The sequence below is a fragment of the Xanthomonas sp. MLO165 genome, from assembly GCF_018831305.1.
In the GTDB taxonomy this organism is placed as follows: domain Bacteria; phylum Pseudomonadota; class Gammaproteobacteria; order Xanthomonadales; family Xanthomonadaceae; genus Xanthomonas; species Xanthomonas arboricola.
On sequence record NZ_CP029263.1, the window covers coordinates 1,311,655 to 1,335,396 of the forward strand.

Genomic DNA, 23,742 nt, shown 5'->3' on the forward strand with positions numbered 1-23,742 from the left:
GCGGTCGGCGCGCGTGGTTGCATCGGCGCATCGGCGCCGTTTCCCTGGCCACCGTGCCAGCCGCTGTTTCTCATCACTGCAAGAGGCGATTTATGCTCCACCAGCGACGTACTCTCGTCAGTCTCGGAATCACTTTCGGTCTTGCCTGCGCAGACATCGCCCAGGCGCAAACGGACGTCGGCGTACTCGACGTACTGACCTACAACGTCGCCGGCCTGCCCGAAGGCCTGTCCAGCGGAACGCCGGCCACCAACACCGCACTGCTCGCACCGAAACTGGCGCCTTACGGGCTGGTCAACGTGCAGGAAGACTTCAACTACCACGCCACGCTGTACGCCGGCGACGCGCATCCCTACCGCACTGCCACCAGTGGCGGTGCCGCGTTCGGCGACGGCCTCAACACGCTCAGCAACTATCCCTTCAACGACTTCACCCGGGTCAAGTGGAACCAGTGCAACGGCACCGACTGCCTGACCCCGAAGGGTTTCAGTTACATGCGCGTGCGCCTGGCAGACGGCGTGTTACTGGACGTCTACAACGCGCACCCCAATGCCGGGGTCGAAGCGGGCGACCTGTCCGCACGTCGCGCCAATATCGGCCAACTCTCGCAGTTCATCCAGACCTGGTCGGCCGGCAATGCGGTGCTGGTGATGATGGATTCCAATACGCGCTACACCCGCAGCGACGACAACATCCGCGAGTTGATCGCCTCCAACGGTTTGACCGATCCGTGGGTGGAGCTGATCAAGGGCGCAGCACCGGCGGCCGGCGCCGCACCGCTGTTGTGCGGCACGCCGCCCACCAATAGCTGCGAAGTGGTCGACAAGATCCTGTACCGCGATGCGCCGCAATTGACCCTGGTGGCCAACCGTTACCAGCTCGATGGCGGCGGCTTCTATGACAGCGCCGGCAAGCCGCTGTCCGACCACTACCCGCTGCATGCGCAATTCGGATGGGCCGTGGGCGACCGATTGCGCACCAGCGACCAGTTCGGTGGTCCGCATGGCGTTCCGTTCAACGATCTGGCCGGCAACCCGGGCGTGCGTCCGCTCAGTGGCGTGACCCTGCGCGGCGGTGCACGCCTGGATGGCGTCGGCGTGATCCTGGACAGCGGCAAGCTGCTCGCGCATGGCGGCAGCGGCGGGCAGGCGACCACACTGTCGCTGGGTGCCAACGAAACGCTGTCCTCGGCCACCTTCACCGTGGGAAAGTACAACGACCGCACCCGCCTGTTCTCACTGAGCCTGCGTACCAACAAAGGCCGCAGCGTGCAGGTGGGCAGCCCGACCAGCGAGAGCTACACGCTGAGCGCTCCCAGCGGCTGGCACATCGCCGGTTTCACTGGCCGCGCGGGTGAGGAGATCGACAAGCTGGGGGTGGTGTATGCGAAGGACTAGGCGCTGACGCTGTTTTTCAGTGACAGCGGCAGGGCAGCGATGCGCGCCATGGATGGCTGCTGCACTGTAGGCTTGCCGGGCTACCAGTCACTCATATGACGGCGCCGATTCGTGCACGCGATCTGGATGCCGCAAGCGCAGGCGTGAGCGCAACCACGCGGCGCAGGCCGCTTCATCGAGTGAGCCATCGGCCAGGCCGATGTAGAAACCGTAGAGTTCCAGATCATCGGCGGCCAAGGTCGCTCCGTTGAGCACGATGAAGGTTTCGCAAGCGACGGCGGCAGTGCGCTTGTTGCCGTCGACAAACGGATGGTTGCGGCCCAATCCGTAGGCAAGACTGGCGGCAAGCGCAGCCAGGTCCGGTGGCGGCTCGCCGTAGGACAGCAGTTGCTTTGGTCTGGCAAGTGCCGAGTCGAGCAGGGCGTCGTCGCGCACGCCGCTGCCGCCGCCGTGTTCGGCCAGCTGGCGATCGTGGATGGCCAGGACAAGTGGCCGCTCGATCCAGACGATCATGGTCGAGCCTTATTGCGCCAGCTTGTGCAGCAACGCGCGGCGGTTGCGCATCACCTGCTCGGCCACATCCATCTGCGCGGCCAGGGTCGGGTCGAACGCGGTCAGCTTGATGCCGTCGGGCGTTTCCAGTGCATAGAGTTCGTCGCCCTTGCCCAGGCGCAGGCGGGCGAGCAGTTCCTTGGGCAGGATGACGCCAGCGGAATTGCCGATGGAGGTGATCTTGAGCTTCATGGTCGACGCCCTCGTTAGTACGTAAGTTATAACTCCGTCTCCAGCCGATCACAAGCCCGTCCTGGCTGAAGCGGCTCAGCAACCTGCATGGGCCGATCTCGCCTGCTGCGACCGACAGGTGTACAAATGTACACCTTGTCCCGGCCGGCCGTTGCACTCCCATGGAATCTCTCTCCCCCAAGCGTCAGGCGGTGCTGGCTTTCCTGCAGGAGCAGGCCCGTGCAGGGGTATCCCCCAGCCTGGCCGAGATTGCGCAGGCGTTCGGGTTCGCCTCGCGCAATGCCGCGCAAAAGCACGTGCAGGCGCTGGCCGAGGCCGGGTTGATCGAGCTGTTGCCCAATCAGAAGCGTGGCATCCGCATGCCGGGCGGGGCCGCGCGCGATGCCTTGCTGGCCTTGCCGGTGCTGGGCCGGGTGGCGGCCGGTGTGCCGATCGGGGCGGATATCGGCCTGGACCGGCAGTTGTGGCTGGACCGCACGCTGTTCTCCTTGCGCCCGGACTATCTGCTGCAGGTGCAAGGCGATTCGATGATCGACGACGGCATCCTGGACGGCGATCTGGTCGGCGTGCATCGCAGCAGCGAGGCGCGCGATGGGCAGATCGTGGTGGCGCGGGTGGATGGCGAAATCACCATCAAGCGGCTGGAGCGCGGTGCCGAACGCATCCGCCTGTTGCCGCGCAACCGCGCGCATGCGCCGATCGTGGTGGCGGCCGATGCCGACTTCGCGATCGAAGGACTGTACTGCGGTCTGATCCGGCAGGGTTGAGATGAGCCAGGAGCCCGCGCGCATCAGGCAGGACGGCAACGCGGCAGTCGCGCTGCCGCTGGACGCCCTGCTGGCCGCGCGCACGGTGTGGCGAGCGGGTCGTGGCACCGCCATCGCCCATGGCGGTGAATCCACCGGGCATGCGGCGCTGGATGCGCTGCTACCCGATGGCGGCTGGCCGCGGCGGGCACTGACCGAGTTGCTGCTGCCCGCGCACGGCGTGGGCGAAATCGCCTTGTTGCTGCCCACGCTGGCGCGCATGACTGGCGCCAGCAGCCGGGTGGTGCTGGTGGCGCCGCCGTTCATTCCCTATGCGCCGGCCTGGCAGGCGGGCGGGGTGGTGCTGGAACATCTGGAAGTGGTGCAGGCCGAGCCGCGCGATGCCTTGTGGGCGTTCGAGCAATGCCTGCGCAGTGGCGCATGCGCGGCAGTGCTGGGCTGGCCGCAGACCGGCGATGCACGCGCATTGCGGCGGCTGCAGGTCGCCGCCGACAGCGGCAACTGCTGCGCGTTCGCGTTGCGCGATCGCAAGCATGCGGTCAATGCATCGCCGGCGGCGTTACGGCTGGAATTCCTGCCCGAGCGCGATGCCTGGCAGGTACGCAAGTGCCGCGGCGGGCAGGTCCCGTCGCAGCCGTTGCGGCTGGCGCATTGAGGCGCGCGCATGTTGTGGGCCTGCATCTTGCTGCCGCAGCTGGCGCTGGACGCCGTCCTCCGGCGTCTGGAAGATCCGGACGCACCGCTGGCGTTGGTGGAAGGGCCGGCGCAGTTGCGCAGCCTGCACTCGGTCAATGCAGCGGCGTCCGCCGCCGGACTGAAAGCCGGCATGCGGCTGTCGGCGGCGCATGCGCTGATGTCCCATGTACGCACCATCGATTACGAGGCCCAGGCTGAGGCGCGCACGCAGCGGTTTCTCGCGGCGTGGGCGTACCGGCACAGTTCGTTGGTGAGCCAGCAATGGTCGCGTGCCATCGTGCTGGAGGCCGGTGCCAGTTTTCGGTTGTTCGGTCCATGGCCGCGTTTCGAGCGCCGCCTGCGCGATGAACTGCAGGCCTTGGGCTTCCGGCACCGGCTTGCACTGGCACCTACGCCGCGCGCCGCGCGCGTGCTGGCCGGTTTGCGCGATGGCATGGTGGTGACCCAGTTGCCGGCCTTGCACGCCACGCTGGACAAGGTGCCGGTACGCCGCGCCGCGTTGCCGGGCGATGCCGGCGAGCGCCTGCAACACATGGGCGTGCGCACGCTGGCGGCGGTGCGCGCGTTGCCGCGCGATGGGCTGCGCCGGCGGTTCGGCGCGGGCCTGCTCGAGCATCTGGACCGCCTCTACGGCCAGGTCGACGACCCCCTGGAGTGCTACGCGCCACCGGACCACTTCGACCAGCGTGTGGAGCTCGGCTACGAGGTGGAAATGCATCCGGCGCTGCTGTTCCCGCTGCGGCGCCTGATCGGCGATCTGTGCACCTACCTGTCCATCCGCGACGGCGGCGTGCAACGGTTCCTGCTGCGGCTGGAACACGAGGAAGGCGTCACCGATGTCGAGATCGGCTTGCTGACGCCGGAGCGCGCGCCGACGCTGTTGTTCGAGCTTGCGCGTAACCGGCTGGAGCGGGTGGAGATCCCACGCCCGGTGGTGGCGATGCGCCTGCTGGCGCGGCAGCTGCCACCGTTCGTGCCGGCCATGCGCGATCTGTTCGATCAACGTGCGCAGCAATCGGTGGAGTGGCCGCAGCTGCGCGAGCGCCTGCGCGCGCGGCTGGGCGATGAGGCGGTGTACCGCGTACTGCCGGCCGACGACCCGCGCCCGGAACGTGCCTGGCGGCGCGCCATCGGCGATGCGGTGCGCGACGTTGCGGCGCCGCCGCGTCCGCCGCGTCCGACCTGGCTGTTGCCGCAGCCGGTGCCCCTGCACGAAACGCAGCTGCGCATCATCTCCGGCCCGGAGCGGCTGGAAAGCGGCTGGTGGGACGACGACGAGGCGCGCCGCGATTACTACGTGGTGGAAACCGCGCGCGGCCGGCGTGGCTGGGCGTTCGCCGCTCCTGGCCGTGTCGATGGCTGGATGCTGCACGGGTGGTTCGCATGATCGGTTGCGTGCCCTTGCAGCAGCCGAGCGTTGCCTGCGGGGCTGGTCATCGCAGCGGTGCCGCACGCGTCCGAGGCCACGTAGCGAAGAAGCAAACACAACGTGTCGATCTGCAGCGCATGTGTGGCGGCAGCGCGATGTCGAAGAGGTGCGCGCATGAGCTGGGATGATGCCGTCGACGGCGTGGACCGCGATACGCCCGGTGGGCGCATGCCGCGCGCCTGGACGGTCGCCGCGCGGTTGCGCGCGGCAAACGACGACATCGCCCATGCCATGGTCGCCGATGGGTTGCCTGCCTATGCCGAGCTGCACTGCCTGTCGGATTTTTCGTTCCTGCGCGGCGCCTCCAGCGCCGAACAATTGTTCATGCGCGCGCAACACTGCGGCTACAGCGCCCTGGCGATCACCGACGAGTGCTCGCTGGCCGGCATCGTGCGCGGCCTGGAAGCCTCGCGCGCCACCGGCGTGCGCCTGATCGTCGGCAGCGAATTCACCCTGGTTGATGGCACCCGCTTCGTGCTGCTGGTGGAAAACGCGCACGGTTATCCGCAGTTGTGCGCGCTGATCACCACCGCGCGGCGTGCGGCAAGCAAGGGCGCGTATCGGCTCGGGCGTGCCGAGGTGGAGGCGCAGTTTCGCGCTGTGGAACCCGGCGTGTTTGCGCTGTGGTTACCCGGTGCGCAGCCACAGGCCGAGCAGGGCGCCTGGCTGCAGCAGCTGTTCGGCGAGCGTGCATTCCTGGCGGTGGAACTGCACCGCGAACAGGACGATGCGGCGCGGTTGCTCGCCTTGCAGCTGCTGGCGCAGCAACTGGGCATGACCGCTCTGGCCAGCGGCGATGTGCATATGGCGCAGCGGCGCGAGCGCATCGTGCAGGACACCCTGACCGCCATCCGCCACGGCTTGCCGTTGGCCGAGTGCGGCGCGCACCTGTTCCGCAACGGCGAGCGCCATCTGCGCACGCGGCTTGCCTTGGGCAACATCTACCCGGATGCGCTGTTGCAGGCCGCGGTGGACCTGGCGCAGCGCTGCAGCTTCGATATCTCCAGGCTTGAATACACCTATCCGCGCGAACTGGTGCCGCAAGGGCATACGCCGGCGAGTTATCTGCGACAGCTCACCGAAGAGGGGATGCGTGAGCGGTGGCCGAATGGAACGCCGCCAAAGGTACGCGCCGACATCGAGAAGGAACTGGCGCTGATCGCGCATAAGAGCTACGAGGCCTTCTTTCTCACCGTGCAGGACGTGGTGCGCTTCGCCCGCGAGCAGCACATCCTCTGCCAGGGCCGTGGCTCATCGGCCAACTCGGCGGTGTGTTATGCGTTGGGCATCACCGCGGTCAACCCGGATGAAACGCGTCTGTTGATGGCACGCTTCCTGTCCGAAAAACGCGACGAGCCCCCGGACATCGACGTCGATTTCGAACACGAACGCCGCGAGGAGGTGCTGCAGTACGTTTACAACAAGTACGGCCGCGAACGCGCGGCATTGGCGGCGACGGTGATCTGCTATCGCGGCAAGAGCGCCGTGCGCGATGTGGCCAAGGCGTTCGGCCTGCCGCCGGACCAGATTGCGTTGCTGGCCAATTGCTATGGCTGGGGCAATGGCGAAACGCCGATGGAACAGCGCATCGAAGAGGCCGGGTTCGATCTGGCCAACCCGCTGATCAACAAGATTCTTGCGGTGACCGAGCAACTGCGCGATCACCCGCGCCATCTGTCGCAGCATGTCGGCGGTTTCGTCATCTCCGACCAACCCCTGTCGCTGCTGGTGCCGGTGGAAAACGCCGCCATGGCCGACCGCACCATCATCCAGTGGGACAAGGACGATCTGGAAACCATGAAGCTGCTCAAGGTCGATTGCCTGGCGCTGGGCATGCTGACCTGCATCCGCAAGACGCTGGAGCTGGTACGCGGCCACCGCGGGCGCGATTACAGCATTGCCACGCTGCCAGGCAATGACGAGCCGACCTACAAGATGATCCAGCGCGCCGACACGGTCGGCGTATTCCAGATCGAGTCGCGCGCGCAGATGGCGATGTTGCCGCGGCTCAAGCCTGCGGTGTTCTACGACCTGGTGATCGAAGTGGCGATCGTGCGCCCCGGCCCGATCCAGGGCGACATGGTGCACCCGTATCTGCGCCGGCGGCAGGGGCGCGAGGACGTGAACTACCCCTCGCCAGAGGTGGAGGACATTCTCAAGCCGACGCTTGGAGTTCCGCTATTCCAGGAACAGGTGATGGAGCTGCTGATGCACGCTGCCGATTACAGCGAGAGCGAAGCGGACAATCTACGCCGCTCGATGGCCGCCTGGCGGCGCGGCGGCGACATGGAACAGCACCGCGAACGGGTGCGCGAGCGCATGCAGGGCAAAGGCTACGCCTCCACCTTCATCGACCAGATCTTCGAGCAGATCAAGGGCTTCGGTTCCTACGGTTTCCCGCAAAGCCACGCCGCCTCGTTCGCCAAGCTTGTCTACGCCAGCTGCTGGCTCAAGCGCCATGAGCCGGCGGCCTTCGCCTGCGGGCTGCTCAATGCGCAGCCGATGGGCTTCTACTCGGCCAGTCAGATCGTGCAGGACGCACGCCGCGGCAGTCCCGAGCGTGCGCGCGTGGAGGTGTTGCCTGTGGACGTGTTGCACAGCGACTGGGACAACACGCTGGTCGGTGGCCGGCCCTGGCGCAGCGACGACGACCCCGGCGAGCAACCGGCGATCCGGCTGGGCATGCGCCAGATCGCCGGGTTATCGGAAGTGGTGGCCAACCGCATTGTCGCGGCACGCGCGCAGCGGGCCTTCGCCGATATCGGCGATCTGTGCCTGCGCGCCGCACTCGACGAAAAGGCGCGCCTGGCATTGGCCGAAGCCGGCGCCTTGCAGGGCATGGTGGGCAATCGCAATGCTGCGCGTTGGGCGATGGCTGGCGTGGAAGCGCGTCGGCCGTTATTACCGGGCAGCCCCGAAGAACGCACGGTGACGTTTGAAGCCCCGCGCGCAGGCGAAGAGATCCTGGCCGACTATCGCTCGGTCGGCCTGAGTCTGCGCCAGCATCCGATGGCACTGCTGCGCCCCCAGATGCAGCAGCGGCGCATCCTCGGCCTGCGCGACCTGCAGGGCCGCCGTCACGGCAGCGGCGTGCATGTCGCCGGCCTAGTCACCCAGCGCCAGCGCCCGGCCACCGCCAAGGGCACCATCTTCGTCACCCTGGAAGACGAGCACGGCATGATCAACGTCATCGTCTGGTCGCACCTGGCGCTGCGCCGCCGCCGCGCACTGCTGGAATCGCGCCTGCTGGCCGTCCGCGGCCGCTGGGAGCGCGTGGACGGCGTGGAGCATCTCATCGCCGGCGATCTGCACGACCTCAGCGACCTGCTCGGCGAAATGCAGCTGCCCTCGCGCGATTTTCATTGAAACTTTGTCTGGTCTGCGATTGCTGGTAAATTTCGCGCTCAGTTTGCACACGACATGGAGCAGTACGTGCGGAAAAGGATTTTTATTGCGGCCTTGGGGTTGCTGATGGCTGCCGGCACTGCCGCAGCGCAGGTGGATGTTGGCGCCTATATCAAAAAAGACAAGTTTGCCGATATCAAGCTATCGCCCAGCGGCGCGTTTTTCGCCGCTACCGTGCCGATGGAAGACAAGACCGCGCTGGCGATCGTGCGGCGTTCGGACAACAGCATGGGCGCAACCTTTGTGCTGGAGAAGAACACGTATGTGAGCGACTTTGCCTGGGTCAGCGAGACGCGTGTGTTGATCTCCATCGCACAGAAATACGGTCTGCTCGACAAGCCGTTGCCGACCGGCGAGCTGTATGCCATCAATGCCGATGGCACTGGTGTCGAGTTGCTGGTGGGCTATCGTGCTCGAGGCACCGGGCTTGGCACCAACATCAAGGTCAAGAAAACCGAAGCAGTTGCCGCATTCCTCACCGATACCTTGCCCGATGACGATCGCAACGTGGTCGTCGGCATCTGGCCGTTGTCAGGGCAGGACCCGTACACGCGCGCAGAAAAGCTCGACGTCAACACAGGTCGGCGTCTTCCGCTGGCGCGTGCCCCGATTCAGCGCGCCAGCTTCACCACCGACCACCATGGCGAGGTGCGTTTTGCGCAGGGCGCAGGCTCGGACAATGTCAGCAAGCTGTATTACCGCGTTGGTGGTGGAACCGAGTGGACGCTGCTCAACGACGAACAGGCCAGCGGCCGCATCGAAACCCCACTGGGCTTTTCGCAGGACGAGCGCATTGCCTACCTGCGCGTGCAGGCTGCCGATGGCCCCGATGCGATCGTGGCTTGGGACATCCAGGCCAATCGCCGTGAACAGGTGCTGCGTGACGCAGTGGCCGATCCACTGGACGTCATCTATCGCAACGGCACCACGATCCCGGTGGGTGCCATTTTCATGGCTGACCGTCCGCGCAGCCGCTTTTTCGACGAGCAGGGCCCCGAGGCGCGGATGTATCACAGCCTGGAGGCCGCCTTCGCCGGCAACGCCGTGCGTATCACCTCCAGTACCAGCGATGGCCGCTACGTCATGTTGCAGGTCGATTCGGGCAGCAACCCTGGCGATTTCTATGTGTTCGATACGCAGGAGAAAAAAGCCCAGCACGTGATCAGCCGACGCGACTGGTTCGATCCCGAGCGCACCGCGACCGTGCAGCCCATCGCGCTGCAGGCACGCGATGGCGTGCCGTTGCATGGCTACCTCACGCTGCCGCGCACCGGCGCGGCAAAGAACCTGCCGATGGTGGTGATGCCGCATGGCGGCCCGTTCGAGATCTTCGACAGCTGGCAGTTCGACGACGACGCGCAGTTGCTGGCGCAGGCCGGCTATGCGGTGCTGCAGATCAATTTCCGTGGTTCCGGCAATTACGGCCGCGCTTTCCAGCATGCCGGCGCGCGCCAGTGGGGCGGCACCATGCAGGATGACGTCACCGACGCCACGCGCTGGGCGGTGACGCAAGGCTATGCGGATGCGCGCAGGATCTGCATCTTTGGTGCAAGTTATGGGGCGTATGCAGCCCTGATGGGGGCAGCCAAGGAACCTGGGTTGTATGCCTGCGCGGCCGGCTATGTCGGCGTCTACGATTTGCCGATGATGTTCACCAGCGGCGACATCCAGAAGCGCGGTTCAGGCGAGAACTATCTGAAGCAATGGCTGGGCGATCCGGCAACCCTGGCCGCACGCTCGCCGGTCCATCTGGCCAAGCAGATCAAGGTCCCGGTGTTTCTGGCGGCCGGTGGTGAGGACGAGCGCGCGCCGATCCAGCACAGCAAGCGCATGGAGGCGGCATTGCGCCAGGCCGGAACGCCGGTGGAAACCTTGTACTACGACACCGAAGGCCACGGGTTCTATACCGAGCCGCATCGGCGTGCGTTCTATACGCAGTTGCTGGCGTTTCTGGCCAAGTCGCTGGGTGGTGCCAAAGCGAACTGACCGCGTCAACGCACGCATATCCGGATCTTGTCGACCGCGCCATCCATGATGGCCGTCGCTACGCGACCGGCGGGGCAGCCCGCCACAAGGCGATGACGCAAAAGCGCGGGTGAATAGCCGCCGTGGCGGGTCATCGTCATCCAACCGGTCTGTGCTACACCATGCACGCCGGCGCGGCCGCGCTGGCTTACCTTTCATCCACGAGGCGATCATGAAGTTGGAGGCGTTGTTCGACCAGTTGCACACCTTGCCCACCGTGCCCGAGGTGGCGCAGGACCTGATTGCCCGGTTCGACGATCCGGCAACCAACATCGATGTGCTGGCGCACACCATCGAGCGCGATCCGGTGATCGCCGCCAAGGTGCTGCGGCTTGCCAATTCGGCGCGCTTCCACGGCCTGCGCGACTCCACCAGCGTAGAAGACGCGGCCATGCGGCTGGGCTTCAACACGCTGCGCACCCTGGTGCTGGCCTCGGCGATGACCGGCGCGTTCCGCGCCGGCCCGGGCTTCGATCTGAAGGCGTTCTGGCGGCACAGTTTCGAGGTCGCCGGCATCTGCCGCCTGCTGGCGCGCCAGCACGGCGTGGATCCGGAAACCGCGTTTACCTGCGGCATGATGCACAACATCGGCGAGCTGCTGATCCAGTCCGGCGCGCCGGATTACGCCAGCCGCATCAATCACGACAGCTCATCGGCTGGCCATGCCGCCGAAGAAACCCTGCAGCTGGGCTTCGGCTACCCGGAGGTCGGCGCCGAGCTGGTACGTCGCTGGCAGCTGCCCGCCGTCATCCAGGAAGCGATCGCCTATCAGGTCCGCCCGGCCGCTGCGCCGGAAGGTGCGCGGATGCCGCTGCTGGTCGCCCAGGCGGTGCAGGTATCCGATGCGCTGCGTGCACATGGTGGCGCCACGCCGGCGGCGTTGGAGGCGGTGCGCGGTCCGTTGATGGACACGGTGGATCTGGATGCCTTGTTCGCCGCATTGCCGGACGTGATCGAGGCCGACCGCGCGTTTGCCGAACTGCTGCATTGATCGGACAGCCGCGCCGACGTCGCCAGCGTCGGCGCAGCCGCTGACGCACCATCGCCGGCAGCAGATCCCTGACGTGCAGAAAAAACGGCAGCGTCCAGTGCTCACGGCGATAGCGATGTAACGGCAACGCGTGCCGGCCGCTGCAGCAGCAGACCAGTCGGCCCTTACGGGCGCGCGGCCTCATCCGCGACCCCTCATCAGCGCATTGTCCCGCCAGCACGGGCGGCAGGCGACTGCCGGTACGAGCGATGGACGTGATGACGAGTCCATCGCTCGTTGTCACCTATCGGCCACGGCGCGCGTCGCTCATGGCGCCTCCGTCGGTCGACGAGCCGGAAAACCACATCGCTGCATCCTGATGCCGTATGCCGCTGGTCTGCATGCCATGCAGCAGTGTCCGCCACCTCCACACCGTGCGACCTATGCGCTTGCGATCCGCATGCGCGATGCAGTCGCCGGCACACGCTGGTACACGCCTGTCGTCCCCGTCGCTACATCCCCGGGTATTCCAGCCGCCACAGCAGGCACAGTGTCACGCCGCGGCGCAGCTGGACGGAACCCCGTGTAGGCGCTAGCGTGGTCCGGATTTTTTGCCACAGGGGAACTGCCCATGAGCCATGACGCGCAGCCGCGCCAGCTCACCTTCCGCGCCGTCGTGCTGGCCATCGTGCTGGCGGTGGTGCTTTCGGCCGCCAATGCCTATCTCGGCCTGTTCGCCGGCCTGACCATCGCCACCGCCATTCCGGCTGCGGTCGTCTCGATGGGCGTGCTGCGCCTGCTCGGCGGCGGCACCATTCTGGAAAACAACATCGTCCAGACCGGTGCCTCGGCCGGTTCGTCGATCGCGGCCGGGGTGATCTTCACCATCCCCGCGTTGGTGATCATGGGCTACTGGCCGGACTTCAAATACTGGTGGGTGCTGGGCATCGCCGGCATGGGCGGCTTGCTCGGGGTGCTGTTCTCGGTGCCGTTGCGGCGCTCGATGATCGTCGAAGACCCGCTGCCGTTCCCCGAAGGCAAGGCGGCGGCCGAGGTGCTCAAGGCCGGTGAAAACCCCGGCCCGGGCCTGAAGATCCTGGCGATGTCCGGTGCGATCGGCGCGCTGGTCAAGCTGGGTGCGGCCAGCGGCCTGCGGGTGATCCCGGATACCTGGGCGCAGGCCACCTATCTGGGCAGCAGCCGGCTGGTCGGCTATCTGGGCACCAACCTGTCGCCGGCGCTGCTGGGGGTGGGCTACATCGTCGGCCTGAATGTCGGCATCGTGGTGCTGTCCGGGTCGATCCTGTCCTGGCATATCGCCATTCCGCTGTATCAGCAGTTCTTCATGGGCAGCGACCCGGCCCTGGCGCAGAGCCTGGTCGGTGCGCCGGCGGCCGATGCGGCATTCGGCATCTGGGGCGCGAAGATCCGTTACCTGGGTGTCGGCGCGATGCTGATCGGCGGCGTATGGACGCTGTTCTCGCTGCGCAAGTCGCTGTTGTCCGGCGTCAAGAGCGGCTTTGCCGCCGCGCGCAAGAGCGGCGGCGGTGTGGTCGCCGAGACCGAGCGCGACCTGCCGATGAAGTGGATGCTGGCGGCGCTGGTGCTGTGCACCTTGCCGCTGCTGGGCTTGTACCAGGCGATCGTGCAGCAGTGGCACGTGTCGATCCCGATGACCATCATCATGATCGTGGCCGGCTTTCTGTTCGTGTCGGTGTCCGGCTATCTGGCCGGCCTGATCGGTTCGTCCAACAACCCGGTCTCGGGCATCACCATTTCCACCATCCTGTTCGCCTCGGCGGTGCTGGTGCTGTTGCTCGGCAAGGATGGTCTGGTGCCGGTCGGCATCGGCGCGGCGCCGTTGGGTGCGGTGGCGGCGATCATGATCGGCGCGGTGGTGTGCTGCGCGGCAGCGGTGGGCGGCGACAACCTGCAGGATCTCAAGGCCGGCTATCTGGTCGGCGCCACGCCATGGAAGCAGCAACTGATGCTGGGCATCGGCGCGTTTTCCTGCGCACTGATCATGGCGCCGGTGTTGAACCTGCTGGCGCAGGCCTACGGCATTGGCCCGGCCACGCCGCAGCACCCCAACTCGCTCGCTGCACCGCAGGCCACGCTGATGGCCTCGGTCGCCAAGGGCCTGTTCGGCGGGCAGCTGCCGTGGTCGATGATTGCCATCGGTGCCGCAGTGGGCGCGGCGATCATCGCGCTGGACGAATGGCTGAAGAAGACCGGCAAGCGCTTCCGTGTGCCGGTGCTGGCGGCGGCGATCGGTATCTACCTGCCGCTGGAGCTGATGGTGCCGATCTTCCTCGGCGGCCTGATCGCGCACCTGGTGGAGCGCTTCCACAAGATCCGCGCCGATGACGAAGATGGCCGCGACCGCGTGCATCGCCCGGGCGTGCTGTTCGCCGCCGGCCTGATCACCGGCGAGGCGTTGATGGGGATCGCCATCGCGGTGCCGATCGTGCTGTCCAGCCGCGCCGATGTGCTGGCGTTGCCGGCCAGCCTGCAGCTCAACCAATGGTTCGGCCTGGCGATTCTCGCCCTGGTCGGCTGGCTGCTGTACCGCGTCGGCAAGCGCGGCGAACAGACCGCCTGAGGGTGACGCTTCACTAAAGCATGTGCCCGCGCGCTGCCTCTCGACGGACACGCATCGCTGGATGCGTGTCCGTTTTTCGTTGTGGCATTGAAACCGGATTGCCGCAGTTCTGATTGCCTTGCCGCAGACGCGGTTCGAATGCGGCCCTGCTGCCGAACGCGCAAGTGCAGCAGCATGCCGGCAAGGCATGGTGCACCGAATCGATGCCGTGACCGCACAGCGGCACATCCAGTTCGAACATTCCTGCATGCTCGTGCATTGCCACCGTGAGCGGACCTGCATTGCCGGTGCAGGGCAACGTCGTTGGCGCATCTGGTCAATCAGCTGACACGACGAGCGCAGCTGCACCGCGCCAACGCATCAAGCGTTTGCCGATCGCGCAATGCACGCACAAGGCTCAGGCCATCGCGTCTGCACCACCGCAGCGCCTTTGCGCCGGCTTTACGCCCCACCCAGGCCTCGTGCATAGCGACTTTATGCGGCTGCTCCGTATCGTGCCGTCTCCCGCACCGATGGTGCACCACGGCGACCGCATGCCTCGATCGATCCCGGTGACGCGCCACGGCGCAGTTCATCGCTCCGCCTGACCCCATTAATGATGGGTGTGGAAAAGCGACTCACATCACGCTGTGCGACATCCGCACACTGTTGAGGCCGCTTTTGTCACCGACGGCGTTTTCGGACCTGCCGACGCCTATAAGATCGATTGGCAACACGCCGCCCTCCAGCGGCCATGCAGTCGTTCGACATCCACGCGCATTCCCCCTCCCACTGCTGGCCGTTCACGCGATCTGGCCAGCGTCTTGCCATGGAAACCACTGCAATGCTGACTGCTGCTATCTCCCACCGTTCCACCCGCGCACGCCGTGCCCCCTTATTGAGTATCGCCCTGGCCGGTGTGCTGTGCAGCCTTGCGCTGCAGGCGCAGGCACAGGAGGCCACCGACGCGGCGCTGTGTACCGATCGCCCGACCAAGGCCAATTCCACCTGTACCGTGCCAACCGGCGCCTGGCAGCTGGAAACCGACATCGGCAGCTACACCCGCGACAGCCAGCCCGGCACGCGCATCGAAACCTCGGTGTTCACCAATCCCACGCTCAAATACGGCGTCAGCGACCGCATCGATCTGCAGCTCAACTGGGCGCCGCAGCTGCAGGTCAAGACCACCGACCGCGCCACCGGCGCACGCAGCAGCCTGAGCGGCGGCGGCGACATCTATCTGCGCATGAAGGCGCGTTTCTACGAAAGCGACACCGCCAGCGTGGCGTTGCTGCCGTTCGTCAAGGCACCGACCGCGCGCACCGGCCTGGGCAACGACGAGTGGGAAGGCGGCGTCGCATTGCCGATCAATTTCGCGCTGCCCAACAGCTTCTCGCTGACCTTCGGGCCTGAGGTGGATTGGTTGGCCGACAGCGATGGCAGCGGCAAGCATGTTGCGCTGATCAATGCGATCAACCTGGCGCATCCGCTCACCTCCAAGTTGTCGATGGCGGTGGAAGTGTGGTCCTCGATCAACCGCGACCCGGCGCAGACCATCGAGCAGTATTCGGCCGACATCGCCGCTGCGTATCTGCTCAATCCGCTGCTGCAGCTGGATGTGGGCGCCAATTTCGGCCTCAACGACCGCACCCCGGACGCGCAGGTGTATGTGGGCATGTCGCACCGCTTCTGACGCGCGCAGCGCGCGCTGCGCATACAAAACGCCGCTGCGGTCCGCGCCTGTGCGGACTGCAGTGTTCCGCAGGAAACCGCTTCAGATATGTAATAACTGCCCGGTGCGGTGCGACACTATGTCGTCAGTCTGCCGGGCATGCCGGTGCCGGTCTCGCCAGAGGTACGCGGGCCGGGGAGGGGAGTGACAGAAAGTGGGCAGTGATGCTGCCTCTACTGGCCGCCGTGCGGGCACCTTGCAGCATCCAGATCGGAATGCCGGGCGCAATGCAGGGCGGAATCTCCTGATCGAGGTGTTGCAACGTGGAAACGAAATCGAAGTTGCCGGTCCCGGGCCGGGCATTGCTGCTGGTGCTGGGCATGCTGGTCGCGCTGGTGGGGCTGATCTTTCTGCTGGGTGGCGCGAGGTTGGCCAGCCTGGGCGGCAGCTGGTACTTCCTGCTGATGGGCCTGGCGACCGCTTTGGCCGGTGTCTTGATCGTGCTGCGTCGGCCGGCCGGTGCGCTGGTGTACGGCGTCGCCTTCGCGCTGACGCTGGTGTGGGCGCTGTGGGATGCGGGGCTGGAGTTCTGGCCGCTGGTCTCGCGGCTGATGCTGCCTGCGGCGTTCGCCGTGCTGGTGGCACTGGCCTGGCCAGCGCTGCGGCGCAGCCGGGCGTTGCCGACCGGGCGTACGGCCTATGGCGTGGCGACGGTGCTGGCGCTGGCGGTAGTGGCCGGGATCGGCGGCATGTTCGTGCCGCATCCGCCGGTGGCAGGTAACGCGGGGCCGGGCATGACGGCGGTGCCGCCTGGAAGCGTGCAACAAAACTGGTCCGCCTACGGCAATACCGATGGCGGCAGCCGCTTCGCTGCGCTGGACCAGATCAACCGCAGCAACGTCGACCAGCTGCAGGTCGCCTGGACCTACCACACCGGCGAGATCGCCAACAGCGACGGCAACGGTGCCGAGGATCAGCTGACCCCGCTGCAGGTGGGCGAGAAGGTGTTCCTGTGCACACCGCACAACAATCTGATTGCGCTCGACGCCAGCACCGGCAAGCAGCTGTGGCGGCGCGAGATCAATGCGACCTCGTCGGTCTGGCAGCGCTGCCGTGGCCTGGGCTACTTCGACGCAGACGCGGCGTTGCCGACGCCGAGCGCGGCCAATCCCTCGCCGATCGCCGCAGTGACGGTGGCGCAGGACGCCAACTGCCGTCGCCGCCTGTTCACCAACACCATCGATGGTCGCCTGATCGCGGTGGATGCGGACACCGGTGCGTTCTGCCAGGGCTTCGGCAGCAACGGTCAGGTCGATCTCAAGGCCGGCCTGGGCGCTGCGCCGGATCCGTTCTACCAGCTGACCTCGCCGCCACTGGTGGCCGGCACCACCGTGGTGGTGGGCGGACGCGTGGCCGACAACGTGCAGACCGACATGCCTGGTGGCGTGGTGCGCGGCTTCGATGTGGTCACCGGCGCGCAGCGCTGGGCCTTCGACCCGGGCAATCCGCACGACCGCCAGGCGCCGGCCGCCGGCAGCAGCTATGTGCGCAGCACGCCGAACGTATGGGCACCGATGTCCTACGACGCGGCGATGAATACCGTGTTCCTGCCGCTGGGCGGGCCGTCGACCGATCTGTACGGCGCCGAGCGCACCGCGCTCGATCACCGGTACGGCGCCTCGGTGCTGGCGCTGGATGCCACCACCGGTGCGGAGAAGTGGGTCTACCAGACCGTGCACAACGATCTGTGGGACTTCGACCTGCCGATGCAGCCCAGCCTGATCGACTTCCCCAACCCGGACGGCAGCCACACCCCGGCGGTGGTCATCGGCACCAAGGCCGGGCAGATCTACGTGCTCGACCGCGCCACCGGCCAACCGCTGACCGAGGTCAGGGAAGTACCGGTGAAAGGCTCGGATATTGCACACGAGCAGTATGCACCGACCCAGCCGCTGTCGGTCGGCATGCCGCAGATCGGCACCAAGCACCTGACCGAATCGGACATGTGGGGCGCCACTGCGATCGACCAGATGCTGTGCCGCATCGCGTTCAAGCAGATGCGTTATGAAGGCCTGTACACCGCGCCGGGCACCGATGTCTCGCTGAGTTTCCCCGGCTCGCTGGGCGGCATGAACTGGGGAGGCCTGTCGACCGACCCGGTGCATGACGTCATCTTCGCCAACGACATGCGCCTCGGCTTGTGGGTGCAGATGATTCCTGCCGACACCCGCAAGGCCGAGGCGGCCGGTGGTGGCGAGGCCGTCAATACCGGCATGGGCGCCGTGCCGCTGAAGGGCACGCCGTATGCGGTCAACAAGAACCGCTTCCTGTCGGCGCTGGGCATTCCGTGCCAGGCGCCGCCTTACGGCACGCTCAGCGCGATCGACCTCAAGACGCGCAGCATCGCCTGGCAGGTGCCGGTGGGGACGGTGCAGGACACCGGCCCGTTCGGCATCAAGATGCATCTGCCGATCCCGATCGGCATGCCCACGCTGGGCGGCACCCTGTCCACCCAGGGCGGGCTCGTGTTCATCGCCGGCACCCAGGACTACTACCTGCGCGCGTTCGACAGTGCCACCGGCAAGGAACTCTGGAAGGGCCGCTTGCCGGTCGGCAGTCAGGGCGGGCCGATGACCTACGTCTCGCACAAGACCGGCAAGCAGTACGTGGTGATCAGTGCCGGTGGTGCGCGGCAGTCGCCCGATCGGGGCGATGACGTGATCGCCTACAGCTTGCCTGACGCGCACTGACACCGCCCCCACCCCCGTGACCACGTCGCCAGCTGCGTCGGCGTGGTCACGGAGCGGCCGACAAACCTCGCGCGTGCCCGGCTGACCGCTGCGCACTCGCGTCAGCCGCTGTTGGCTGCAACCCGACGGCCGGGTGTCTCGCACATCCCGGCCAACGCTCCCGTTACCGCAGCGGCGCTTTGGCACACCGCCATGCATCGCCACCGCTGGCCGTGCACGCTGCCCCGATCAGAGAACCACGATGCATCGTCTGTCTTTCCTCCCGCGCCGCAGTGCGCTGGGCTACGCCTTGTTGCTGGCACTGCCGGCCACCGCAGTCGCTGCGGGCGATACCACGCTGACCGGCAACTGGGGTGGGCGCCGGTCAGCCTGGACCGAGCAAGGCGTGAGCGTCCGCGGCGACTACGTGTCCGAGACGTTTGGCGTGGTGGATGGCGGCTACGAAAACACCAGCGCGCTATGCGCAGCAATTGCGGGTGGGCGTGGATCTGGACATGGCCAAGCTCGCCGGCTGGGGTGGTGGCAGCCTGCACGTCACCATCAACGACCGCCGCGGCCGCAGCACTTCCGCCGATCTGGTCGGCAATCGCTTCCCCATCCAGGAAGTGTACGGAGGCCAGTACACCCGCCTGAGCGAGTTCAGCTACGACCGCAGCTTCAACCAGGGCAGGATGTACCTGAAACTGGGCTTCTATGCGATGGGCAACCAGTTCGCCTCGCACACGTTGCTGGTGAACTTTGTCAATGCCGCGTTCTGCGCGCATCCGCTGGCGTTTTCGGCCAATAGCGGCTGGTACAACTATCCGGCCGCGCGCTGGGGCATCGAAGGCGCGCAGCAGCTGACCCCGCAGCTCAACCTGCATGCCGGCTGGTTTCAGGTCAACCCGAATCTGGGCTTCGGTGCCCGCGATACCTACGCGTTCGAGCCGTTCGCCAGCGGCACCACCGGTGCGATCTTCCCGCTCGAATTTACCTGGAAGCCGGCCACCGCACGCTACCCGGGCGTGTACAAGTTCGGCGGCTACTACGACTCCTCGTCGGTGCCCAGACGTGGGCTGGATACCAGCCGCAGCACCGGCCGCGACGGCGCCTATCTGCTGGTCGAACAGAAACTGTTCACCCAGGGAGCGGACCCCGTCATCGGCCTGACCGGATTCGCCCAGTACATGGCCAGCGACCACGACAGTGCGCTGATGACACGGTGGTATTCGGTCGGCGGGGTGTACCAGGGCATCGGCACACGCACGCGGGACCGCATCGCACTCGGCTATGTGGCCGGCAGGATCAATCATCGGCTGCTCGATGCACGCCGCGCAGAACTGATCGATGCCGGCGTGGCGGCCGATTCGCCACTGGTCGGGCTGAGCGCTGCCGAAGAGCTCTACGAGCTCGCCTACAGCGCGCAGATCACGCCGTGGCTGATGTTGCGCCCGGACCTGCAATACATCGTCAACCCCGGGACCTACGCCTATACCCACACGCGCAACGCAGTGGTGGTCGGGCTGCAGGCCAAACTCACGTTCTGAGTGCGTGCCCACAGCGTGGCGCGCCGTTGCCGCACGGCGCACTGCGCGCTGTGCGCATTCGGCGCCTTGCAGGGCGGCCACGTGCGGCGCCTGCGGGTGCATGACCTTGTGCCTTTGCGCGTGCGGCGCAGCAACGCCTACCATCGACGTTTTGCCGTTGCAGGAACTCTCGATGAAGCTTCGTTACGCCGTGCTGCCCCTGTGTCTGTTGGCCGCCTTGCCAAGTCTTGCCGCTGCGCGCGGATTCGATGTGCGCGACATGGTCGCGCTGGACCGGGTGTCTTCGCCCACGCTCAGCCCCGACGGCAGCGTGCTGGTGTTCGCCAAGCGGCAGGCCAAGAGCAGCAACGGCAAGCCGGCCACCGGCCTGTGGACGCGCAATCTGCGTACCCGCGATGCCGCGCCGCCCAGGCGGCTCACTCCCGACGGCTGGAACGTCAACAGCCCGGCGCTGTCGCCGGACGGCAAGACGGTGTACTTCCTCAGCAGTAAATCCGGTACACAGCAGCTGTACGCGCAGCCGCTGGCCGGCGGCGCGCCGCAGCAGTTGACCGCCTTTGCGGTGGATGTGGACAGCTACAAGCTCTCGCCCGACGGCAAGCGCATCGCCTTCAGTGCCGGCGTGTTCCAGGACTGCGGCTCGGACCTGGGTTGCACCAAGAGCAAGCTCGCCAACCTCAAGAGCGCCAAGGCCAGCGGCGTGGTCTATGACCAGTTGTTCGTGCGGCATTGGGATACCTGGAACGATGGCCGACGCAACACCTTGTTCGTCGCCGACCTGCCGGCTGCCGGCGGCAAGGCCGTGGCCGGTGCCTCGGCGATCAGCGCCACGCTGGCCGGCGATGCGCCCTCCAAGCCGTTCGGCGGCAACGACGATTACGCCTGGTCGCCCGACGGCGGCAGTGTGGTGGCCAGCGTGCGCGTGCCGCAGCCGCATGGACCGGAAACCGGCAAGAAGGCAAGCGCCGGCGCCAAGCCCACCGGCAACGACGAGCCGTGGCAGACCAACTTCGACCTGTACCGCCTGGATGCGGCCGACAAGGCCGCGCCGGTCAATCTGACCGCGTCCAACCCGGCCTGGGATGCCGGCCCGGTGTTCAGCAGCGACGGCAAGACGCTGTACTACCGCGCGATGAAACGCCCCGGTTTCGAAGCCGACCGCTTCGGCCTGATGGCGATGGACGTGGCCAGCGGCAAGAGCCGCGAGATCGCCCCCAAGTGGGACCGCTCGGCCGGCGAGATCGTCTTGAGCGCCGATGGCGCCAGCCTCTACACCAGCGCCGATGACCTCGGCGAGCATCCGTTGTTCAAGATCGACATCGCCAGCGGCCAGGCGACCAAGCTGGTGGGCGAGGGCAGCGTGCATGCGCCGACCCTGGCCGGCAACACGCTGGCGTTCACCCGCAACTCGCTCAAGAGCGGCGACCAGGTCTTTGTGAGCGACGTGCAGGGCCAGGGTCTGCGTGCGATCACCCAGAGCGCCGGCGAGTTGCTGCCGGAGGTGCAGTTCGGCGATTACGAGCAGTTCCAGTTCAAGGGCTGGAACAACGACACCGTGCACGGCTATGTGGTCAAGCCGTACAACTACCAGGAAGGCAAGACCTACCCGGTGGCATTCCTGATCCACGGCGGGCCGCAGGGCAGCTTCGGCAACGGCTGGAGCAACCGCTGGAATCCGCAGACCTACGCCGGCCAGGGCTATGCGGTGGTGATGATCGACTTCCACGGCTCCACCGGCTACGGCCAGGAATTCACTGATGCGATCAGCCAGCATTGGGGCGACCGCCCGCTGGAAGACCTGCAGAAGGGCTGGACCGCCGCGCAGAAGCAGTACGGCTTCCTCAATGGCGACAAGGCCTGCGCGCTGGGTGCCAGCTATGGCGGCTACATGGTCTATTGGATGGCCGGCAACTGGAATCAGCCGTGGAAGTGCCTGGTCGACCACGACGGCGTGTTCGACAACCGCACCATGGGCTACGCCACCGAGGAACTGTGGTTCAGCGAATGGGAAAACGGCGGCACGCCGTGGCAGAACCCGGCCGGCTACGAGAAGTTCAACCCGGTGCTGCACGTGGACAAGTGGAAGGTGCCGATGCTGGTCATCCACGGCCAGCAGGATTTCCGCATCCCGGTCGAGCAGGGCCTGGCCGCGTTCACCGCGCTGCAGCGCAAGGGTATCGATTCCAAGTTCCTGTACTTCCCGGACGAGAATCACTGGGTACTCAAGCCGGACAACAGCGTGCTGTGGCACGACACCGTCAACAGCTGGCTGAAGCAGCATATCGGCCAGTGAGGTCGCGACCGGCACGCCGCCTGGAGCGGCGTGCCGGTTGGTGCGGCGATGACGCGTGAGACCTCGGCCTTTGATGCGGGTCGCAGGGTTGTTCGGTTTGCTCAGTTCGGCAGCTGATCGCGTTTGGCCAACTGGCCTTCGACGATCTGCAGGATCTCCGCCACCGCGATGCCGAACGAGCCGGCATTGCCGGCATCGAAGGCGGCCTTCCATTCTGCATAACCCGGCAGGTAATCCTGATTGGGCGCGGCAGTGCCGACGTGTTCGGCAGCGCTGCGCTCCAGGGTCTGCGCGATCACCGGGATGTGCGGCAGCGCGTCCAGGATCCCAGCGGGCAATCCTGCGTGACGCACCTGGATGTCGCTGATGCTCACGTGCAGGATCTGGCCGCCGTGGGGGTGCACATCGATCTGGTTGATCAGCAGCAGCGGGGCCTCGGTTGCGGTGCGCCCGCGGCAGCGCCAGAGCTGGCCGACCGCATAGACGGGGGAGGTGGTGTCAGGCATCGGGTACTCCACGATCAAACCGCAATGATGCAACGCGCTTGCGGAGATGGCGACTCTGCCGGCATGCCGGGGTTGGTCCGGCGTTCGACCCGAGGTCTGCGCAATCGCGCTTCGCCCGTCAGACGATGTTCGCAGGTACGGCGTTGCGTGCCGGCAGCGTCCACGCGTGGATGAGTCCGCTTGCGGAGCGTGGAGAGGGCCTGGATCGCCGCATCTGGCTGAATGCCAGCATGAGCCAGCAGTGCCGCAGTGCACGCAAGCCATGTCAAAATAGCGATTCTTTAACTTCCTCAACTCCCTGCCAGGATCGCAAGGACCGTTTGCATGCGCACCTTGTTCCGCCCCTCATTGTGGGCGCTCGCCCTCGTCTGTAGTCCTGCCCTGAATGCCGCATCGCGGCCCGCCGCCGTGCCCGCGCGTGCGCCCGTGGCTGCGACTGCCGCGGTTGGCACCGATGCGGTGGCCAGCGATCCGGGCGTGCCGCTGCCGGCCACGCTGAAGCCCGGCATGGGCTACCGCGCGTTTGCGCAGGCGGTGATGGAGCAGGGCTGGCAGCTGGTGGATCCGCTCGCCGCCGACAGCTGCATGGCCGCCGGCGATTGCGCCGTCGAGTTCATCGCACCCGGCGGCAGTGCACGCCTGCAGGTGCAGGTTGGCTCGCAGTCCGGCGCGGCGGTGGTCAGTGGCTGGCGCGCGCAGCAGGTGCCGCTGGATCGCATCGGCAACCCCACCGCAGCGGCGGTGGACAGCAAGGCTGCGCCGGCCGCGTCCAAGGTGGCCGACAACCCGCGCTGACGCGGTGCGCCGGCGTCTTAGGCGCGCGGCGTATCATGGCGCTGCATGCGCTGCATGCGCTGCATGCGCTGCATGCGCTGCATGCGCTGCATGCGCTGCATGCGCTGCATGCGCTGCGGCCTGCATTGGTGGCGCGCGTCAGCGCCAGCTGCGTCTTTCCTGATCCCGAGTCCAGTCCCGCATGAC

At 66.6% G+C, this 23,742-nt stretch carries 18 protein-coding genes; 14 read left to right on the forward strand and 4 right to left on the reverse strand.

Annotation, left to right across the window (positions count from 1 at the left end; translation table 11 throughout):
• Window positions 1–92 precede the first annotated feature (92 nt).
• Window positions 93–1,397: a jacalin-like lectin gene (locus DGN21_RS05705; protein WP_215825149.1), complete on the forward strand. Its 1,305-nt coding sequence runs from the start codon at window positions 93–95 to the stop codon at window positions 1,395–1,397.
• A gap of 87 nt (window positions 1,398–1,484) precedes the next feature.
• Here the strand turns inward: DGN21_RS05705 and DGN21_RS05710 are convergent, their stop codons facing one another.
• Both DGN21_RS05710 and DGN21_RS05715 read right to left on the reverse strand, forming a co-directional pair.
• Window positions 1,485–1,910 (reverse strand): type II toxin-antitoxin system death-on-curing family toxin, encoded by a 426-nt coding sequence (locus DGN21_RS05710; protein WP_065031903.1) that lies wholly within the window; start codon window positions 1,908–1,910, stop codon window positions 1,485–1,487.
• Window positions 1,911–1,919: 9 nt separating this feature from the next.
• Entirely contained in the window at window positions 1,920–2,141 is a 222-nt protein-coding gene (locus DGN21_RS05715; protein ID WP_016903820.1) for an AbrB/MazE/SpoVT family DNA-binding domain-containing protein, read from the reverse strand.
• 161 nt (window positions 2,142–2,302) lie between these two features.
• Between DGN21_RS05715 and lexA the strand changes: the two genes are divergently transcribed.
• From lexA to DGN21_RS05735, 4 genes are all read left to right on the forward strand, one after another.
• Window positions 2,303–2,908: a transcriptional repressor LexA gene (gene lexA, locus DGN21_RS05720; protein ID WP_046341994.1), complete on the forward strand. Its 606-nt coding sequence runs from the start codon at window positions 2,303–2,305 to the stop codon at window positions 2,906–2,908.
• Window position 2,909: 1 nt separating this feature from the next.
• Window positions 2,910–3,563 carry a translesion DNA synthesis-associated protein ImuA gene (imuA, locus tag DGN21_RS05725; RefSeq protein ID WP_024938648.1) on the forward strand — a complete coding sequence of 218 codons (654 nt, stop codon included), beginning with the start codon at window positions 2,910–2,912 and terminating at the stop codon, window positions 3,561–3,563.
• Between the two features lie 9 nt (window positions 3,564–3,572).
• Window positions 3,573–4,991 carry a DNA polymerase Y family protein gene (locus DGN21_RS05730; RefSeq protein ID WP_215825150.1) on the forward strand — a complete coding sequence of 473 codons (1,419 nt, stop codon included), beginning with the start codon at window positions 3,573–3,575 and terminating at the stop codon, window positions 4,989–4,991.
• Window positions 4,992–5,147: 156 nt separating this feature from the next.
• Window positions 5,148–8,399 carry an error-prone DNA polymerase gene (locus tag DGN21_RS05735; protein ID WP_215825151.1) on the forward strand — a complete coding sequence of 1,084 codons (3,252 nt, stop codon included), beginning with the start codon at window positions 5,148–5,150 and terminating at the stop codon, window positions 8,397–8,399.
• A 146-nt stretch (window positions 8,400–8,545) separates the two neighbouring features.
• On the opposite strand, the gene DGN21_RS05740 is transcribed toward DGN21_RS05735, so the two are convergent.
• Window positions 8,546–8,749 (reverse strand): hypothetical protein, encoded by a 204-nt coding sequence (locus tag DGN21_RS05740; protein ID WP_080716326.1) that lies wholly within the window; start codon window positions 8,747–8,749, stop codon window positions 8,546–8,548.
• Between the two features lie 82 nt (window positions 8,750–8,831).
• On the opposite strand from DGN21_RS05740, the gene DGN21_RS05745 reads away from it, so the two are divergent.
• The 7 genes from DGN21_RS05745 (at window position 8,832) to DGN21_RS05775 (ending at window position 22,255) form a co-directional block, all read left to right on the forward strand.
• Window positions 8,832–10,424, forward strand: coding sequence for a S9 family peptidase (locus DGN21_RS05745; RefSeq protein WP_126967039.1), 1,593 nt, complete (start codon window positions 8,832–8,834; stop codon window positions 10,422–10,424).
• A gap of 211 nt (window positions 10,425–10,635) precedes the next feature.
• Window positions 10,636–11,454, forward strand: coding sequence for an HDOD domain-containing protein (locus DGN21_RS05750; protein ID WP_054590888.1), 819 nt, complete (start codon window positions 10,636–10,638; stop codon window positions 11,452–11,454).
• Window positions 11,455–12,064: 610 nt separating this feature from the next.
• A complete protein-coding gene (locus DGN21_RS05755) occupies window positions 12,065–14,035 on the forward strand; it encodes an oligopeptide transporter, OPT family (RefSeq protein WP_047125795.1) in 1,971 nt (656 codons plus the stop codon).
• Between the two features lie 823 nt (window positions 14,036–14,858).
• The gene (locus DGN21_RS05760) at window positions 14,859–15,707 is read left to right on the forward strand and encodes a transporter (RefSeq protein WP_126967024.1); all 849 of its coding nucleotides are present in this window, start codon (window positions 14,859–14,861) and stop codon (window positions 15,705–15,707) included.
• A gap of 302 nt (window positions 15,708–16,009) precedes the next feature.
• Window positions 16,010–18,436, forward strand: coding sequence for a glucose/quinate/shikimate family membrane-bound PQQ-dependent dehydrogenase (locus tag DGN21_RS05765; protein WP_241235279.1), 2,427 nt, complete (start codon window positions 16,010–16,012; stop codon window positions 18,434–18,436).
• Between the two features lie 431 nt (window positions 18,437–18,867).
• Window positions 18,868–19,962, forward strand: coding sequence for a carbohydrate porin (locus DGN21_RS05770; RefSeq protein ID WP_252374694.1), 1,095 nt, complete (start codon window positions 18,868–18,870; stop codon window positions 19,960–19,962).
• Window positions 19,963–20,134: 172 nt separating this feature from the next.
• Window positions 20,135–22,255 carry a S9 family peptidase gene (locus DGN21_RS05775; protein ID WP_126967022.1) on the forward strand — a complete coding sequence of 707 codons (2,121 nt, stop codon included), beginning with the start codon at window positions 20,135–20,137 and terminating at the stop codon, window positions 22,253–22,255.
• Window positions 22,256–22,356: 101 nt separating this feature from the next.
• Here the strand turns inward: DGN21_RS05775 and DGN21_RS05780 are convergent, their stop codons facing one another.
• The gene (locus DGN21_RS05780) at window positions 22,357–22,761 is read right to left on the reverse strand and encodes a hypothetical protein (RefSeq protein ID WP_202397570.1); all 405 of its coding nucleotides are present in this window, start codon (window positions 22,759–22,761) and stop codon (window positions 22,357–22,359) included.
• 324 nt (window positions 22,762–23,085) lie between these two features.
• Between DGN21_RS05780 and DGN21_RS05785 the strand changes: the two genes are divergently transcribed.
• Window positions 23,086–23,556, forward strand: coding sequence for a hypothetical protein (locus DGN21_RS05785; protein WP_065031898.1), 471 nt, complete (start codon window positions 23,086–23,088; stop codon window positions 23,554–23,556).
• Window positions 23,557–23,591: 35 nt separating this feature from the next.
• Window positions 23,592–23,741: a hypothetical protein gene (locus DGN21_RS05790; RefSeq protein ID WP_215825152.1), complete on the forward strand. Its 150-nt coding sequence runs from the start codon at window positions 23,592–23,594 to the stop codon at window positions 23,739–23,741.
• Window position 23,742: the final 1 nt, after the last annotated feature.